Origin of the sequence: Pseudomonas sp. PSPC2-3 (assembly GCF_049898265.1) — a bacterium.
Classification (GTDB): domain Bacteria; phylum Pseudomonadota; class Gammaproteobacteria; order Pseudomonadales; family Pseudomonadaceae; genus Aquipseudomonas; species Aquipseudomonas veronii.
The window spans coordinates 217,904-233,863 of sequence record NZ_JAFCXJ010000007.1 but is presented as its reverse complement, the minus strand read 5'-3'; the positions used below and the strand labels follow the sequence as shown (position 1 = coordinate 233,863).

Genomic DNA, 15,960 nt, shown 5'->3' with positions numbered 1-15,960 from the left:
GGAAAAAACAACAACAGACAGCCAAGCATCGCCCACCGTGATGCTGTTGGATGATCCAGGCCGGTCTCCGGGCTCATGAGTGGCGCGCTAGAGCGCACGCCGACGGCGCGCCTTCCCATATCGCGGGCGATACAGTGGCAAACAGCACCGTCTTGACTCATTTACCGTTGCGGGGGCAGCGCCGGAATCGCGGCAGCACTGTGTACAAGTGCGCTCACTCACCGGCTTCCCTGTTTCACTCAGTCGACCCGTGGGTCACAGAGCACCTGGAACAAGCGGCGAAGGTTAGTGGGTTGGGGGTGGAGCGTCAATTAAAGCTGGCCTTGCACTTGAACCATCGCCGCATCGGGCGCCTCTACCCTTACAGGCATCCAGGAGAAAACCATGCATAAAACAAGACTCGCCTTACTGATCATGCTCGCGGGCACCCTCGCCGCCTGCGGGGAAAGCTCGACCCTGAAGGTGTCCGATGGCACCGGGCCTTCACCGCAGCTGCCGGAGCCGAACAAGACCCTGATCCCCACCGTGAACATCGCTCCGGCCATCGGCTGGCCGGCGGGCACCCAGCCCACGGCCGCCGCCGGCACCCAAGTGGCGGCGTTCGCCGAAGGCCTGGACCACCCGCGCTGGCTGTATGTACTGCCCAATGGCGATGTGCTGGTGGCGGAAACCAACGCGCCGCCCAAGCCGGACGACGCCAAAGGCCTGCGGGGTTGGGTGATGCAGAAAGTCATGGGCCGCGCCGGCGCCGGTGTGCCGAGCCCGAACCGCATCACCCTGCTGCGCGATGCCGACCATGACGGGGTCGCGGAGACCCGCACCGTGTTCCTGGAAAACCTCAACTCGCCCTTCGGCATGACGCTGGTCGGCAATGACCTGTACGTGGCCGATTCGGACAAGCTGTTGCGCTTTCCCTATCAGACCGGCGAAACCGCGATCAAGGCCGCCGGCAGCAAGGTCATCGACCTGCCAGCGGGCAGCATCAACCATCACTGGACGAAAAACGTGGTGGCCAGCAAGGACGGCAGCAAGTTGTATGTGAGCGTCGGCTCCAACAGCAACGTCGCCGAGAACGGCCTGGAAGCGGAACAAGGCCGCGCGGCGATCTGGGAAGTCGACCGCGCCAGCGGCCAGCACCGCATCTTCGCCTCCGGCCTGCGCAACCCGAACGGCATGGCCTGGGAACCGCAGAGCGGCAAGCTGTGGACGGCAGTGAACGAGCGCGACGAGATCGGCAGCGACCTGGTGCCGGACTACATCACCTCGGTCCAGGATGGCGCCTTTTATGGCTGGCCCTTCAGCTATTACGGGCAGCATGTGGATGTACGCGTCACACCGCAGAACCCGGACCTGGTGGCCAAAGCCATTGCGCCGGACTACGCCGTAGGCCCACATACCGCCTCGCTGGGCCTGACCTTCGCCGAGGGCAGCAAACTCCCGGCGCCCTTTATCAACGGCGCGTTTATCGGCCAGCACGGCTCGTGGAACCGCAAGCCGCACAGCGGCTACAAGGTGATCTTCGTACCGTTCGAGGGCGGCAAGCCGAAGGGGCCGCCAGTGGACGTGCTGACCGGGTTCCTCAACAGCGAAGAACAAGCCATGGGACGACCGGTTGGCGTGGTCATCGACAAGCAGGGTGATTTGCTGGTGGCGGACGATGTGGGGAATAAGGTGTGGCGGGTTTCTGCGGCTAAGTAACTATTACAAATGTGGGAGGGGCGGTGCGACGATTCGACTTGCCCACGATGGCGGTGGGTCAGTCACTGAATGCATGGACTGACACGCCCTCATCGGGAGCAAGCTCCCTCCCACATTTGGATCCTGCTTTGGCTTAGGGGTTGCGGGCCAAGTGCTCAGCCGGTAACACGCGCTTGGCGCTCAGGTAGGCGTTCTGCCAGTAGGCTTTGGACAAGGTGTCCAGCTTCACCGTACCGCCCGTCTGCGGCGCATGCACAAAGCGCCCTTCGCCGACATAGATCCCGGCGTGGCTGACCTGCGAGCCGCCACCCGTGGCGAAGAACAGCAGGTCACCGGTTTGCAGGTTCTGTGCGCTGACGTCCTGGGCGCGCATCACGATCAGTTCGCGCGTGGTGCGCGGCAGAGAGATGCCCGCGGCATCACGGTAGACAAACCCGATCAACCCGCTGCAATCGAAACCGGAGTCCGGCGTATTGCCGCCCCAACGATAAGGCGTACCGACCAGGCCCAGCGCGCGGAACAGCACGTCTTCAGCGACCGGCGAACTCTGGCTGGAATAGTTGAACACTGGTTTAGGCTTGGCCGCTACGGGCGCAGGCTGCGGGCGGCTTGCGCAGGCGCTGAGCAGCGCGGCGCAAACAATAAGAATCAGGCGGGCCGAGGTCGACATGTGCAGAACAATCCTGGTCTGGATGCGGCTTTCGCTGCCGAACGCTGAAAACCAGAACGCGCAAGCATGGCTTGCGCGAACGGATTACAACAATGTCCAGAGATTCTAGCGCTTACACGTCAAACTTCAAGTATCACTTTAACTTTACTTGCTAGCGGTAATCGTCGTCGGGGCCATGGCGAGTGCGCGCTTGGCTTCGATGAAGGTTTTGCTCCAGTAGCTGTCGCCCAGGCTGTCGACTCGAACACCACCGCTGCGGCGGCTGCTGGAGTGGATAAACTGGTTATCGCCCAGGTAGATACCGGCGTGGCTGACGCGACCGCGGCCACTGGTACTGAAGAAAAGCAGATCCCCAGGCTTGAGGTTGTTACGCGCGACCAACGGTGCATTCACGTTGATCATTTCGCGGGTGGAGCGTGGCAGGTTCATGCCAGCTTCTTCGCGAAACAGGTAACCGATAAAACCGCTGCAATCAAAACCGGCTTCAGAGGTACCGCCGAAACGGTAACGGGTCCCGATCAGGGACATGCCGCGTTCGAGGATGCTGTCGGCCAGAACGGGAAGCTGATAAGGCTTGTTGCCAGCGAAGGCGGCCAGTTCTTTTTCGGTTGCCAGCTCTTCCTCATAAACAGTGGAAGACTGCGCAGCAACGAATTTTGCCTGATTTTTATACTGTTGATTGTGCTGCTCGGCCACTTGTTGAGGGTGGGAGGCGCAACCAAACAACAGAGCGACAAGTGCGAGAGGCACGAGGGGTGCGAAGCGATTTAGCATGGGCACGACCGTGGCTGATGTGTAAAGAAGTCGAGACTATGCCTTCTATCACATCGATTTGCAAATTCAATCGTGATCCATGTGACTTACTGTTTGCGTTATGACATCTAAGCCCTTAATACCCTTTGCGCGTGTTTTGCGTGGTCAAGCCGGCCAAAACGCAGGTTTCCTGGCGCCTGAAATTTGCCGAAGGCCCCGAAATACAAGGGCTGGCTACCAGCCGAGGGTTTCCTTGAGGAAGGGAATCGTCAGCTTGCGCTGGGCCTGCAAAGAGGCCTGATCGAGCTGCTCGAGCAAATCGAACAATGCGCTCATGCTGCGGGTGCCACGGGTGAGGATAAAGTGCCCGACCTCGTCGGTGAGGTGCAGGCCGCGACGGGATGCACGCAATTGCAGGGCACGCAATTTGTCCTCGTCGGACAGCGGGCGCATCTGGAAGATCAGCGCCAGGGTCAGGCGCGACTTGAGGTCGGCCAGCTTGACCGGCAACTCACGGGGCGAGGTCGAAGCCGCGATCAACAGGCGGCGCCCGCTGTCGCGCAGGCGGTTGAACAGATGAAACAGCGCCTCTTCCCAATCCGCCTTGCCGGCGACGGCCTGCAGATCGTCCAGGCACACCAGTTCGTATTGTTCGAGGTTGTCGAAAATCCCGATCCCGCGGTCCATCAACTCCGCCAACGGCAGGTAAACCGCCGGTTCGCCCATCTGCTCGAAGCGCAGGCACGCGGCCTGCAACAGGTGGGTGCGCCCCACGCCTTGCTTGCCCCACAGGTAGATCAGGCTTTCAGTCCACCCGGCGTCGGCTTCGCAGAGCCGCTCGACATAGCCGAGTGCTGCGGCGTTGGCGCCTGGGTAGTAATTGATAAAGGTGGCGTCGTCACGCAGACGCACACCTAAGGGCAGCTGAATCGGTTTCATGCTGACTGAACGGCTCCGATCGAACCGTTAGTGGCCTCTGTGAAAAGTTTGCAAAGTTTATACCCGTGACGCCGGGCGCACAATGCAGCAGACCATAAGCAAAATCAAAGGTTTGCGTTAACTTGTTGGATTTACGCAAATTGTTTGACGCCACAGCGCCAGAAACAACAAACCCGGCCTGGGCCGGGTTTGTGACACCGCGATTACAAATCGGGGTCTTCAACGCCCCCGTACATATCCGAATCCTTGTACAGATCGTGGACATGACGCACCAGCACCATGATCACCGCCGCCACCGGCAGCGCGAGCAGGATGCCGGTAAAGCCGAACAACTCACCGCCAGCCAGGATCGCAAAGATCACCGCGACCGGGTGCAGGCCGATGCGATCACCCACCAGCAACGGGGTCAGCACCATGCCTTCGAGGGCCTGGCCGACCATGAACACCGCGACAATCCCGAGCATCGGGTACAGGTCACCGCCAAACTGGAACAGCCCGGCCACCAGCGCCGCACCGATACCGATCACAAAGCCCATGTACGGCACGATCGCGGCCAGACCGGCAATCAAGCCAATCAACAGGCCCAGCTCCAGGCCGATCGCCATCAAGCCGGCGGCATAGATAATCCCCAGGGCCAGCATCACCAGCAGCTGGCCGCGCACGAACGCCCCCAAGACCTCATGACACTCCCCAGCCAGGGACACGATGCGCGCTTCACGGTCACGCGGCAGCAGGCTGCGGATCTTGGCCATCATGATGTCCCAGTCCCGCAACAGGTAGAACGCCACCACCGGGATCAACACCAGATTGGTCAGCCAGCCGATCAGCGCCAGGCTGGATGCCGTTGCCTGGCTGAGAACCACGCCGACGATGTCGGTGGTCTGGCCCATATGCTCGCTGATCGCAGCCTTGACCTTGTCGAACTTCCAGAAGCCATCCGCCAGCCCCAGCTTGGCCTGGGCCCACGGCATCGCCGTGTGCTGCAGCCAGTCGAGCATCTGCGGCGCCAGTTCATACAGACGGAACAACTGCTTGGCCAGCATCGGCACCAGCACCAGCACCAACGCCGTGATGATCAGCGTAAACAGCGCAAACACCGTGACCACCCCCAAAGTCCGCGACAGGCCGGCTTTCTCCAGGCGATCCACCACGGGATCGAACAGATAGGCGAGCAACAGCGCGACCAGGAACGGCGTCAGGATCGAATGCAGCAAGAACACAAAAACGCACAGCAGGGCGATCCCGCCAAGCCACACCCAACGACGCGTATCCGCCATACACCACTCCATCTTTTATCGGCTGCTATATAAAGCAGAACATTTACCAACGAAAACGCAGTTGCGCCTGCGGCTCAGGGGCGGCGACCGGCTGCGTGCCGTCCACTGGCGGTTGCGCAGCCAGTGCTTCACCCGGGGGAATCTCCTGCAACCTGGCCAGGCTCAGTTGAGTACGCAACTGATCGGCGCTGCCATTGACGCGATACACAATACGATTGCCATCCACGCGCTGCGGCTGGCCGCCAAACGGCTCGAGCAAGTGGCCCAACGCGGCGTAGCGCTCCAGGGTCATGCCCTGCACTTCGAGCAATTGCTCGGTGCTCGCGCCCGGCTTGACCACAAAGCGCGGCGCCAGTTTCTGGCTGACCGCCAGCATCACGGCATCGGCCACGGCGGCGGTGTCGGCGCCTTGCGCGGTGCCCTGCTCGCTCTTGTCGCCCAACCACAGGCGCCATTTGGCCTGCCATTGGCTGCCTTCCTGGCGCGCATGCACTGCGAGCATCGCATCGGCGCCGTAGCGTTCCGAGGCTGCACGCAACGGCGTGGCGTCCGCGCTTTCGAGGTTGGGCGCGGTGGCGACCACCTGTTCATCCAAATCACCCAACGGCAGGCGCAGCGGCAAGCCGCGATGTTGCGCCGCACGGCGCAGCGCCTGCGCGACGGCCTGGCCATCCCCGACCAGGTTGCTGCCGTCGGTAGAGTCATTCAGCCACCAACCCAGGATCGACGGCCGATTGCTGCCCCAGATCGACAAGCCGGCCTCACGCAAGGCGCGATCGGTGCTGACGGGGTCGAAATCCACTTGCAGGCTTTCCGGCGGGCCGGCGTCGTAGCCGTATTGCGTGATGATTTGTTGCGGGTCCTTGCGCACCGCCGCCAGGCCGGGGCCTTCGGCGGCCTTGGCGTCGCCAGTGAGGCGGATCACCAGGGTCTGTACGGCGCGCTGGGTCGCCTGGTCGCGTTCTTGCGGTGACTGGCTGCTGACCGGCTCCAGTACTTGATAAAGGCCATTGAGGGTTTCGGCATGACTCGCCAGGCTGACCAACGACAAGCAGCCTACAAAAAACACATTACACAGACGCATGGAAGATTCCCGAACGACAAAATTAGCGGCTGGAACAGACCGCGTGATCTCGGTTTGCCAAGGCTGTGACCACAGCGATCGGTAAAACATTCACGGGGTCTCGGTAAGTTTTCCTACTGTCATAACGATAGCGGGTTCAAGGCTATACCTTAATACGGAGCTGGGCAGACCCGATTAGCATTTTTTTAACCGGCTTTTTTATCTATGTGGCTCTGCCCGTCGGCCCGAGGATGGCCGCTGACCCTCAAGCCTGATAAAATCGCGCGCCTTCGCAGACCGTCAATGGCTGGGCCTTTTCACAAGAGCCCTTGCCCAATCGGTCGTTACCCCTGAATCCCCCCTAAAGGCCTGGATCATGAGCAAGCAACCCTCCCTGAGCTACAAGGACGCCGGTGTAGACATCGACGCCGGTGAAGCATTGGTCGAACGCATCAAGAGCGTCGCCAAGCGCACTGCGCGCCCCGAAGTCATGGGTGGCCTGGGCGGTTTTGGCGCCCTCTGTGAAATCCCGGCCGGCTACAAACAGCCCGTGCTGGTTTCCGGCACCGACGGCGTGGGCACCAAACTGCGCCTGGCCCTGAACCTGAACAAACACGACAGCATCGGCATCGACCTGGTCGCCATGTGCGTCAACGACCTGGTGGTGTGCGGCGCCGAGCCGTTGTTCTTCCTGGACTACTACGCCACCGGCAAGCTCAACGTCGAAACCGCGACCCAAGTGGTCACCGGCATCGGCGCCGGCTGCGAATTGTCGGGTTGCTCTCTGGTCGGCGGCGAAACCGCTGAAATGCCAGGCATGTACGAAGGCGAAGACTACGACCTGGCCGGCTTCTGCGTCGGCGTGGTCGAAAAAGCCGAGATCATCGACGGCTCCAAAGTGGCTGCCGGCGACGCCCTGCTCGCCCTGCCGTCGTCCGGCCCGCACTCCAACGGCTACTCGCTGATCCGCAAGATCATCGAAGTGTCCGGCGCCGACATCGAGAACATCCAGCTCGACGGCAAGCCCCTGACCGACCTGCTGATGGCGCCGACACGCATCTACGTCAAGCCACTGCTCAAGCTGATCAAGGACACCGGCGCGGTCAAAGCCATGGCCCACATCACCGGCGGCGGCCTGCTGGACAACATCCCGCGCGTCCTGCCCAAAGGCGCCCAGGCGATTGTCGACGTGGCCAGCTGGCAGCGTCCTGCGGTATTCGACTGGCTGCAAGAGAAAGGCAACGTCAACGAAACCGAAATGCACCGCGTGCTGAACTGCGGCGTGGGCATGGTGATCTGCGTGGCGCAAGAGCACGTGGAAAGCGCGTTGAACGTGCTGCGCGAAGCCGGCGAACAGCCTTGGGTCATCGGCCAGATCGCTGCTGCCGCCGAAGGCGCGGCTCAGGTTGAACTGAAGAACCTTAAGGCGCACTGATGTCTGCAACCTGTGATGTCGTGGTGCTGCTCTCCGGCACCGGCAGTAACTTGCAGGCCCTGATCGACAGCACGCGCACCGGCGACAGCCCGGCGCGCATCGCTGCGGTGATCTCCAACCGCAGCGACGCCTATGGCCTGCAACGCGCCAGGGAGGCAGGCATTGCCACGCGCACCCTGGATCACAAGGCTTTCGAAGGTCGCGAGGCCTTCGACAGCGCCCTGGTCGAACTGATCGACGCCTTCAACCCCAAACTCGTGGTACTGGCCGGCTTCATGCGTATCCTCAGCGCTGATTTCGTGCGGCACTACGCCGGGCGGCTGTTGAATATCCACCCTTCCCTGCTGCCCAAGTACAAAGGCATGCACACCCATCAGCGCGCCCTCGACGCGGGCGACAGCGAGCATGGCTGCAGCGTGCATTTTGTCACCGAGGAACTCGATGGCGGGCCTCTGGTCGTACAGGCAGTGGTTCCGGTAGAGTCTGACGACTCGGCGCAGACGCTTGCGCAACGGGTTCATACGCAGGAACACAGGATTTACCCGCTGGCTGTTCGCTGGTTTGCCGAGGGGCGGTTGATTCTTGGTAAACAGGGTGCATTATTGGACGGTCAGTTACTCGCGGCCAGCGGCCACTTGATTCGAACCTAGGAGATTTTATGCGTCGCGCCTTGCTCTTCGCTTTTGCGCTGTTCGCCTTGCCTGCGGTGCAAGCAGCAGATTTACATCCTTTCTCCGCCAGCTACACCGCCGACTGGAAACAGTTGCCCATGAGCGGTTCGGCCGAGCGCAGCCTGACCCACAATGGCGATGGCACCTGGACCTTGAACTTCAAGGCTTCCATGATGATTGCCAGCCTCACCGAAACCAGCGTGATCCAATTCGACAAGGACGCCCTGCAGCCGAAGAGCTACACCTTCGAACGCGGCGGCCTGGGCAAGGCGAAAAGGATCAACCTGGACTTCGACCAGACCGCCAAGAAAGTCACCGGCTTTGAAAACAAAGACCCGGTCAACGTTGCCCTGCAAAGCGGCATGCTCGACAAGTCGACCTACCAGTTGGCGCTGCAGCGCGATGTCGCGGCCGGCAAGAAGAGCATGAGCTACAACGTGGTTGAAGGCACCGACGTCGACACTTACGACTTTCGCGTGATCGGCCCGGAAAAGGTCCAGACCAAAGCCGGCTCCATCGACGCGATCAAGGTCGAGCGCGTGCGTGACCCGACCCAAAGCAAGCGCATCACCCAGATGTGGTTTGCCAAGGACTGGGGCGGCATCCTGGTTGCCCTGCGTCAGGTGGAAACCGACGGCAAGGAATACAACATCATGCTGCAAGACGGCACGGTTGACGGTCAGCCTGTCAAAGGCAGCTGATTGAACTGATACGTTGGAAAAGAGCCTCGCGCAATGCGGGGCTTTTTTTCGCCTGGAATATTCAGGCAAGGCCGTTATTGCCTGACGCAATCATGAAGCTTTTGTCATAAAACCCAGCCGCCTGTGGCGCAATGTCGCGGTTTACGCGGCCTGCACAATTGTTGCTATTTCTGTAAAGGACTGTTGCAGGAAAAATCGGTTTACTTAGCAAGCTAACAAAACATATAACAAATGCCTGCGACGACTTGCCGCAGATCAACCAGAGATTGGAGCAAGCAGATGACTGTAAAAGTGACTGAGCGCGACGACGAACATATGTCCCACGAAGCATTGGGCCATGGGATTCACATCTGGGACGTACACCAACAAGACCTGCTGGTCGGCATGTTTCATAACGAGAGCGACGCTCATAACTATAAAAACGAGCTCGAAACCCTTGAGATGAAACGCCAGGCACAAAGCTCCTGACTATTTGCCAGACTCCGGCGCCAGGCCCACGCAGCCTGGTTGCCTGAAAACAAAAACCCCGCCGGTGAGCGGGGTTTATTGTTTTACAGCCTTACCACATCAGATCATCCGGGATCTGGTAGGCGGCGTAAGGATCATCCTCATCCGGCACCTGGCTTTCGGTGAGGATATTGAGCTGGACGATACGCTCCGGCGCGCGCTCCTGGATCTTCAGCGCCGCTTCGCGCGGGATCACCTCGTAACCGCCGGCGTGATGCACGATCGCCAGGGAGCCGTTGCTCAGCTTGTTGCGCATCAGCGTGTTGACCGACAGGCGCTTGACCTTCTTGTCATCCACGAAGTTGTAGTAGTCCTCGGTGGTCAGCTTGGGCAGGCGCGAGGTCTCGATCAGTTGCTTGACCTGGGCCGTGCGGGCCTTGGCCTCGGCTTTCTCCTGCTGCTGGCGGTTCAGCTCCTGGTCGCGCTTGACCTTCTCGGCCATGGCTTCCTGGGCCAGGCGTGCCTGGGTGTCATCGGCCTCGGCCTGGCCTTTGTGGACCAGACGTTGATGTTTCTGTTTCTCTTTGCCGACCTGCTTGGCCTGCTTTTGGTTGACCAGACCTGCTTTGAGCAACTGGTCGCGAAGGGAAAGGCTCATGGTGCTTACTCACTTAGGCAACTGCTCAACCGCAGCTGGACACGTTCTTTTCCTGGCGTTTGGCTTCGCCCCACAGGGCGTCCAACTCTTCGAGGGTGCAATCTTCCATGGATTGACGCGTATCGCGCAATGCCTGTTCGATAAATCGGAAACGTCGCTCGAATTTGGCATTGGCACCGCGCAAGGCGGTTTCCGGGTCGACCTTGAGGTGACGGGCCAGGTTGACCGCGGCAAACAGCAGGTCACCGACTTCATCGGCGATGGCCACTGCATCGTTATCGGCCATGGCTTCGAGCACTTCATCCAGCTCTTCGCGCACGTTATCCACCACCGGCAACGCAGCGGGCCAATCGAAACCGACCTGGCTGGCACGCTTCTGCAATTTGGCGGCACGGGACAGCGACGGCAAGGCGGTGGGCACATCGTCGAGCAGGGACAGTTGCTCGGGGGCGTCGGACTTTTCCGCGCGCTCCTCGGCCTTGATCTGCTCCCAACGCGTCTTGACCTGCTCTTCGCTCAGTTGCGGGATATCCAGCGGCGCGTACAGATCGCCGGTGGGGAACACATGGGGATGACGTCGAATCAGCTTGCGGGTGATGCTGTCGATCACCCCGGCGAACTCGAAGCGCCCTTCTTCCTGTGCCAGCTGGCTGTAATACACCACCTGGAACAACAGGTCGCCCAACTCGCCTTGCAGGTGATCGAAGTCGCCGCGCTCGATGGCGTCGGCGACTTCGTAGGCCTCTTCCAGGGTGTGCGGGACGATGCTCGCGTAGGTTTGCTTGATGTCCCACGGGCACCCGTATTGCGGGTCGCGCAGGCGATTCATCAGGTGCAGCAGGTCTTCAAGTGAATACATCATTCTATTTCCGATCAGGTATGAACACCGCCGATCAACTGTGGGAGGGGGCAAGCCCCCTCCCACATTCAGCCTGCATTCATCCAGATGCTCATGGGGTACGGTTGCGCCGCGTCTCGATGATGTTCGGCAACTGGGAAATCCGCCCCAGCAACCGCCCCAACGCGTCCAGCCCCGGAATCTCGATGGTCAGGGACATCAACGCGGTGTTGTCCTCCTTGTTCGAGCGGGTGTTGACGGCCAGCACGTTGATCCGCTCGTTGAGCAGCACTTGCGACACGTCGCGCAGCAGACCGGAACGGTCGTAGGCACGGATGATGATGTCCACTGGATAGGTGAGCACCGGCACCGGGCCCCAGCTGACCTGGATGATTCGCTCCGGCTCACGCCCGCCCAGTTGCAGCACCGAGGCGCAGTCCTGGCGGTGAATGCTCACGCCACGGCCCTGGGTGATGTAGCCGACGATGGCGTCGCCCGGCAGCGGCTGGCAGCAACCGGCCATTTGCGTCATCAGGTTGCCGACGCCCTGGATCTGGATATCGCCACGCTTGCCGGGCTTGTAGCCGGTAGCTTTGCGCGGGATCAGCTCCAGCTGTTCGTTGCCGCGTTCCGGCTCCACCAGTTGCTGGGCCAGGTTGACCAGTTGCGCCAGGCGCAGGTCGCCGGCACCGAGGGCGGCGAACATGTCTTCGGCGATCTTCATGTTGGCCTTTTCGGCCAGCTTGTCGAAGTCCACCTGAGGCAGGCCCAGGCGCGCCAGTTCGCGTTCGAGCAGGCTTTTGCCGGCGGCGACGTTCTGGTCGCGCGCCTGCAGCTTGAACCAGTGGACGATCTTCGCCCGCGCCCGCGAGGTGGTGATGTAACCCAGGTTCGGGTTCAGCCAATCGCGGCTCGGCGTACCGTGCTTGCTGGTGATGATCTCGACCTGCTCGCCGGTCTGCAGGCTGTAGTTGAGCGGCACGATGCGCCCGTTGATCTTGGCGCCCCGGCAGTTGTGGCCGATTTCGGTGTGCACGCGGTAGGCGAAGTCCAGCGGCGTGGCGCCCTTCGGCAGGTCGATGGCGTGGCCGTCGGGGGTGAAGATGTAGACCCGGTCCGGCTCGATATCCACCCGCAGTTGTTCGGCCAGGCCGCCGATGTCGCCGAGTTCTTCGTGCCATTCCAGCACTTGGCGCAGCCAGGAGATCTTCTCTTCGTATTGGTTGGACCCGGCCTTGACGTCGGTGCCCTTGTAGCGCCAGTGCGCGCACACCCCCAGCTCCGCCTCTTCGTGCATGGCGTGGGTGCGGATCTGCACTTCCAGCACCTTGCCCTCGGGGCCGATCACTGCAGTGTGCAGCGAGCGATAGCCGTTTTCCTTGGGGTTGGCGATGTAGTCGTCGAACTCCTTGGGGATGTGCCGCCACAGGGTGTGGACGATACCGAGCGCGGTGTAGCAGTCGCGCATTTCCGGCACCAGCACGCGCACGGCGCGCACGTCGTAGATCTGGCTGAAGGCCAGGCCCTTGCGCTGCATTTTGCGCCAGATCGAATAGATGTGCTTGGCGCGGCCGCTGATGTCGGCGTCGACGCCGGTAGCCTGCAACTCGGCGCGCAGCTGGCCCATCACGTCGGTGATGAAACGCTCGCGGTCGAGCCGGCGCTCATGCAGCAGCGTGGCGATCTGTTTGTATTGGTCGGGTTCGAGGTAGCGGAAGGACAAGTCCTCCAGCTCCCACTTGATATGGCCGATACCCAGGCGGTGCGCCAGCGGTGCGTAGATGTCGAAGACTTCGCGGGCCACGCGGTTGCGCTTTTCGTCGTCGGCGGTTTTCACCGCTCGGATCGCGCAGGTGCGTTCGGCCAGCTTGATCAAGGCGACGCGCACGTCGTCGACCATCGCCACCAGCATCTTGCGCAGGTTTTCCACCTGGCCCTGGGTGCCCAGCACCATGGACTGGCGCGGGCTGAGGCTGGCGCTGATGGCGGCCATGCGCAGCACGCCGTCGATCAGCTTGGCCACCACGGAGCCGAAGCGCTGGCCCACGGTGGCCAACGGGATATGCCCTTCACGCACGCCGCGATAGAGCACGGCAGCGATCAGCGAATCCTGGTCGAGCTTGAGATCGGCGAGGATCTCAGCGATTTCCAAGCCGGTGCGAAAGCTCGAAGTGCCTTCGGCCCACAGGTTCTTGGCCGCATTGTCTTGCTGTTCAGACTCACGAGCGAACTCGCAGGCTGCTTTCAAGGCTTCACGGTCCAGTGCCGGGTCGACACTGATGGCATGATCCAGCCATGCCTCGAGATTGATACTGCCGTCGGTGTTGATCGGCTGGTGTGCTCTCACCTGTACCATCTTGCTTACCTTCCCTACGACGCACCTTCGATGCGCCAAAAATCATCGCTGACCTGCTTTATCACTAAAGCTCACACACTCCCTGGCAGGTCACGGCCCAGGAGAATGCAGGCCAGTCGGATTAAACGGGCATCCTAGCCCGCCTCAAATAACGCCATCGCCTCGACATGCGCGGTTTGCGGAAACATGTCGAGGATCCCGGCACGTTTTAGCCGGTAACCCTGCTTGACCAACTCAACCGTGTCCCGCGCCAGCGTCGCCGGATTGCAGGACACGTACACCAGGCGCTTGGCCCCCAGGCTGGCGAGCTTGCGCACAACCTCCAGGGCACCGTCGCGAGGTGGGTCCAAGAGTACCGCAGAAAAGCCCTGTTTGGCCCATTCCGCGTCAGTCAACGACTGGGACAAATCGGCCTGAAAAAACTGCACATTATGCAAATTATTGCTGACGGCATTCAGCGCCGCACGCTCGACCATGGCCTGCACGCCTTCCACCGCGACCACTTCGCGCACCTGGCGCGCAAGTGGCAGGGCGAAGTTGCCCAGCCCGCAAAACAGGTCCAGCACGCGCTCATCGGCTTGCGGCGCCAGCCATTCGAGGGCCTGGGCCACCATCGCCGCGTTGACCCCGGCGTTGACCTGGACAAAATCGCCCGGCCGATACGCCAGCTCCAGATCCCACGGTTCCAACCGATAACCCAGGGCCTGGTCAGGCTCGACCGGCTCCGGCTGGCCCTCGCCATGCAGCCACAACTGGGCCTCATGGAAGGCGCAGAATTCTTTGAGGATCAGCAGATCGGCGTCGGACAACGGCGCCATATGGCGCAGCAATACGGCGATGGACGACCCGCTGAACAGCTCCACATGCCCCAATGCCTGCGGTTTGCTCAAGCGCCGCAGCATGTTGGGCAAACGCTGCATGATCGGTTGCAAGGCCTGTACCAGCACCGGGCAATCGTCGATGGCGACAATGTCCTGGCTGGCCACGGCGCGAAAGCCCACTTCCAGGGTCTTGGCCTTGGCGTCCCAGCGCACCGCCACGCGGGCGCGACGCCGATAGCCCAGCTCCGGGCCACTCAACGGTGCCGCCCACGCCTGCGGTTCGACCCCTGCCACACGCGACAGTTGCTCGGCGAGCATGCGCTGTTTCAGGGCAAGTTGTTCAGCATGGGGCAGGTGCTGCACGCTGCAACCGCCGCAACGACCGAAGTGCGCGCACGGCGCCGGGCGCCGCAGTTCGCTGGGCTTGAACACACGCTCGGTGCGCGCCTCGACCACTTTGCCGTGGGCGCCCAATACCCGCGCTTCGACCTCTTCACCGGCCAGCGCACCGTTGACAAACCAGGTGCGGCCTTCAAAGAACACGATGCCACGGCCGTCATTGGCCAGGCGCTCGATGGTCAGGCGTTGCTTCTTGCCCACCGGAATCTGTGGGGTACGGCTGCCGCCCGTCGGCTGGAAGCGCAGGCCTCTCTCGTGCTTGGCCATCAGTTGGGTTCGTCGAAAATGCCGGTCGACAAGTAACGGTCGCCACGGTCACAGATGATCGCGACGATCACCGCGTTTTCCACTTCCTTGGACAATCGCAACATGCCGGCCACGGCGCCGCCGGAGGACACACCGCAGAAGATGCCTTCTTCACGGGCCAGGCGGCGCGTGGTGTCTTCGGCTTCACGCTGGGCCATGTCGATGATGCGATCCACGCGCGTGGCGTTGTAGATCTTCGGCAAATACTCTTCGGGCCAGCGGCGAATCCCGGGGATCGACGCGCCTTCCATCGGTTGCAGGCCGACGATCTGGATCGCCGGGTTCTGCTCCTTGAGGTAGCGCGAGTTGCCCATGATGGTGCCGGTGGTGCCCATGGAACTGACGAAATGGGTAATCGTGCCCTGGGTCTGGCGCCAGATTTCCGGGCCGGTGGTGGTGTAGTGCGCCTCGGGATTGTCGCCGTTGGCGAACTGGTCCAGCACCTGGCCACGGCCTTCGGCGGCCATGCGCTCGGCGAGGTCGCGGGCGCCTTCCATGCCTTCTTCCTGGCTGACCAGGACCAATTCGGCACCGTAGGCGGTCATCGCGGCCTTGCGCTCGGCGCTGCCATTGTCGGGCATGATCAGCACCATCTTGTAACCCTTGATCGCCGCGGCCATGGCCAGGGCAATCCCGGTGTTACCGGAGGTGGCTTCGATCAGGGTGTCGCCCGGCTTGATCTGCCCGCGCAGCTCGGCGCGCGTGATCATCGACAGCGCCGGACGGTCCTTGACGGAACCGGCCGGGTTGTTCCCTTCGAGCTTGAGCAACAGGGTATTGCTGGTTTCACCCGCCATGCGTTGCAAGCGGACCAGGGGCGTGTTGCCGACGCAATCGGCGATTGTAGGGTACTGCAAGGTCATGGCGTATTCGCAATCCAGACTGCGGGGCGAACATCATACCGGGAAAGCCTGGCGCGCCATATCAC

General features: G+C 61.6%; 15 protein-coding genes and 1 riboswitch. Of the genes, 5 read left to right on the top strand and 10 right to left on the bottom strand.

Annotated elements, in window-relative coordinates:
- Positions 1-41: 41 nt before the first annotated feature.
- Positions 42-285, bottom strand: a riboswitch (cobalamin riboswitch).
- 99 nt (positions 286-384) lie between these two features.
- Positions 385-1,698: a PQQ-dependent sugar dehydrogenase gene (locus ACP7E3_RS17535; RefSeq protein WP_169883698.1), complete on the top strand. Its 1,314-nt coding sequence runs from the start codon at positions 385-387 to the stop codon at positions 1,696-1,698.
- A gap of 133 nt (positions 1,699-1,831) precedes the next feature.
- Here the strand turns inward: ACP7E3_RS17535 and ACP7E3_RS17530 are convergent, their stop codons facing one another.
- The 5 genes from ACP7E3_RS17530 to ACP7E3_RS17510 all read right to left on the bottom strand — a co-directional run bounded on the left by ACP7E3_RS17530 (position 1,832) and on the right by ACP7E3_RS17510 (position 6,421).
- On the bottom strand, positions 1,832-2,368 hold the full coding sequence (locus tag ACP7E3_RS17530) for a C40 family peptidase (RefSeq protein ID WP_017845323.1): 537 nt from the start codon (positions 2,366-2,368) through the stop codon (positions 1,832-1,834).
- A 144-nt stretch (positions 2,369-2,512) separates the two neighbouring features.
- Complete coding sequence (locus ACP7E3_RS17525; RefSeq protein WP_046382483.1) at positions 2,513-3,142, bottom strand: C40 family peptidase; 630 nt, start codon at positions 3,140-3,142, stop codon at positions 2,513-2,515.
- A 213-nt stretch (positions 3,143-3,355) separates the two neighbouring features.
- Positions 3,356-4,060: a DnaA regulatory inactivator Hda gene (gene hda / locus ACP7E3_RS17520; protein ID WP_017845321.1), complete on the bottom strand. Its 705-nt coding sequence runs from the start codon at positions 4,058-4,060 to the stop codon at positions 3,356-3,358.
- 203 nt (positions 4,061-4,263) lie between these two features.
- Positions 4,264-5,337, bottom strand: coding sequence for an AI-2E family transporter (locus tag ACP7E3_RS17515; RefSeq protein WP_046382482.1), 1,074 nt, complete (start codon positions 5,335-5,337; stop codon positions 4,264-4,266).
- Positions 5,338-5,380: 43 nt separating this feature from the next.
- Complete coding sequence (locus tag ACP7E3_RS17510) at positions 5,381-6,421, bottom strand: DUF2066 domain-containing protein (protein ID WP_046382481.1); 1,041 nt, start codon at positions 6,419-6,421, stop codon at positions 5,381-5,383.
- Positions 6,422-6,776: 355 nt separating this feature from the next.
- On the opposite strand from ACP7E3_RS17510, the gene purM reads away from it, so the two are divergent.
- The 4 genes from purM (at position 6,777) to ACP7E3_RS17490 (ending at position 9,675) form a co-directional block, all read left to right on the top strand.
- Positions 6,777-7,835 carry a phosphoribosylformylglycinamidine cyclo-ligase gene (purM, locus tag ACP7E3_RS17505; RefSeq protein ID WP_017845318.1) on the top strand — a complete coding sequence of 353 codons (1,059 nt, stop codon included), beginning with the start codon at positions 6,777-6,779 and terminating at the stop codon, positions 7,833-7,835.
- The gene (gene purN, locus ACP7E3_RS17500; protein ID WP_017845317.1) at positions 7,835-8,485 is read left to right on the top strand and encodes a phosphoribosylglycinamide formyltransferase; all 651 of its coding nucleotides are present in this window, start codon (positions 7,835-7,837) and stop codon (positions 8,483-8,485) included. Before purM ends, purN begins: the two co-directional genes overlap by 1 nt.
- Positions 8,486-8,493: 8 nt before the next feature.
- Positions 8,494-9,207 (top strand): DUF3108 domain-containing protein, encoded by a 714-nt coding sequence (locus tag ACP7E3_RS17495; protein WP_046382480.1) that lies wholly within the window; start codon positions 8,494-8,496, stop codon positions 9,205-9,207.
- A 279-nt stretch (positions 9,208-9,486) separates the two neighbouring features.
- Positions 9,487-9,675, top strand: a complete 189-nt coding sequence (locus ACP7E3_RS17490; RefSeq protein ID WP_017845315.1) for a hypothetical protein — start codon at positions 9,487-9,489, stop codon at positions 9,673-9,675.
- A 91-nt stretch (positions 9,676-9,766) separates the two neighbouring features.
- Here ACP7E3_RS17490 and ACP7E3_RS17485 read toward each other — a convergent pair whose 3' ends face one another.
- The 5 genes from ACP7E3_RS17485 to cysM all read right to left on the bottom strand — a co-directional run bounded on the left by ACP7E3_RS17485 (position 9,767) and on the right by cysM (position 15,895).
- Positions 9,767-10,312: a DUF2058 domain-containing protein gene (locus ACP7E3_RS17485; protein ID WP_017845310.1), complete on the bottom strand. Its 546-nt coding sequence runs from the start codon at positions 10,310-10,312 to the stop codon at positions 9,767-9,769.
- A gap of 25 nt (positions 10,313-10,337) precedes the next feature.
- Positions 10,338-11,171 (bottom strand): nucleoside triphosphate pyrophosphohydrolase, encoded by an 834-nt coding sequence (gene mazG / locus ACP7E3_RS17480; protein WP_017845309.1) that lies wholly within the window; start codon positions 11,169-11,171, stop codon positions 10,338-10,340.
- 91 nt (positions 11,172-11,262) lie between these two features.
- A complete protein-coding gene (gene relA / locus ACP7E3_RS17475) occupies positions 11,263-13,506 on the bottom strand; it encodes a GTP diphosphokinase (RefSeq protein ID WP_017845308.1) in 2,244 nt (747 codons plus the stop codon).
- A gap of 134 nt (positions 13,507-13,640) precedes the next feature.
- Positions 13,641-14,993, bottom strand: a complete 1,353-nt coding sequence (gene rlmD, locus ACP7E3_RS17470) for a 23S rRNA (uracil(1939)-C(5))-methyltransferase RlmD (RefSeq protein WP_057003846.1) — start codon at positions 14,991-14,993, stop codon at positions 13,641-13,643.
- Positions 14,993-15,895, bottom strand: a complete 903-nt coding sequence (gene cysM, locus ACP7E3_RS17465; protein ID WP_017845306.1) for a cysteine synthase CysM — start codon at positions 15,893-15,895, stop codon at positions 14,993-14,995. Before cysM ends, rlmD begins: the two co-directional genes overlap by 1 nt.
- Positions 15,896-15,960 lie beyond the last annotated feature (65 nt).

Coding starts and splice junctions, on each gene's coding strand:
- ACP7E3_RS17535 (WP_169883698.1), top strand. CDS start 385: ATGCATAAAACAAGACTCGCCTTACTGATCATGCTCGCGGGCACCCTC.
- ACP7E3_RS17530 (WP_017845323.1), bottom strand. CDS start 2,368: ATGTCGACCTCGGCCCGCCTGATTCTTATTGTTTGCGCCGCGCTGCTC.
- ACP7E3_RS17525 (WP_046382483.1), bottom strand. CDS start 3,142: ATGCTAAATCGCTTCGCACCCCTCGTGCCTCTCGCACTTGTCGCTCTG.
- hda (WP_017845321.1), bottom strand. CDS start 4,060: ATGAAACCGATTCAGCTGCCCTTAGGTGTGCGTCTGCGTGACGACGCC.
- ACP7E3_RS17515 (WP_046382482.1), bottom strand. CDS start 5,337: ATGGCGGATACGCGTCGTTGGGTGTGGCTTGGCGGGATCGCCCTGCTG.
- ACP7E3_RS17510 (WP_046382481.1), bottom strand. CDS start 6,421: ATGCGTCTGTGTAATGTGTTTTTTGTAGGCTGCTTGTCGTTGGTCAGC.
- purM (WP_017845318.1), top strand. CDS start 6,777: ATGAGCAAGCAACCCTCCCTGAGCTACAAGGACGCCGGTGTAGACATC.
- purN (WP_017845317.1), top strand. CDS start 7,835: ATGTCTGCAACCTGTGATGTCGTGGTGCTGCTCTCCGGCACCGGCAGT.
- ACP7E3_RS17495 (WP_046382480.1), top strand. CDS start 8,494: ATGCGTCGCGCCTTGCTCTTCGCTTTTGCGCTGTTCGCCTTGCCTGCG.
- ACP7E3_RS17490 (WP_017845315.1), top strand. CDS start 9,487: ATGACTGTAAAAGTGACTGAGCGCGACGACGAACATATGTCCCACGAA.
- ACP7E3_RS17485 (WP_017845310.1), bottom strand. CDS start 10,312: ATGAGCCTTTCCCTTCGCGACCAGTTGCTCAAAGCAGGTCTGGTCAAC.
- mazG (WP_017845309.1), bottom strand. CDS start 11,171: ATGTATTCACTTGAAGACCTGCTGCACCTGATGAATCGCCTGCGCGAC.
- relA (WP_017845308.1), bottom strand. CDS start 13,506: ATGGTACAGGTGAGAGCACACCAGCCGATCAACACCGACGGCAGTATC.
- rlmD (WP_057003846.1), bottom strand. CDS start 14,993: ATGGCCAAGCACGAGAGAGGCCTGCGCTTCCAGCCGACGGGCGGCAGC.
- cysM (WP_017845306.1), bottom strand. CDS start 15,895: ATGACCTTGCAGTACCCTACAATCGCCGATTGCGTCGGCAACACGCCC.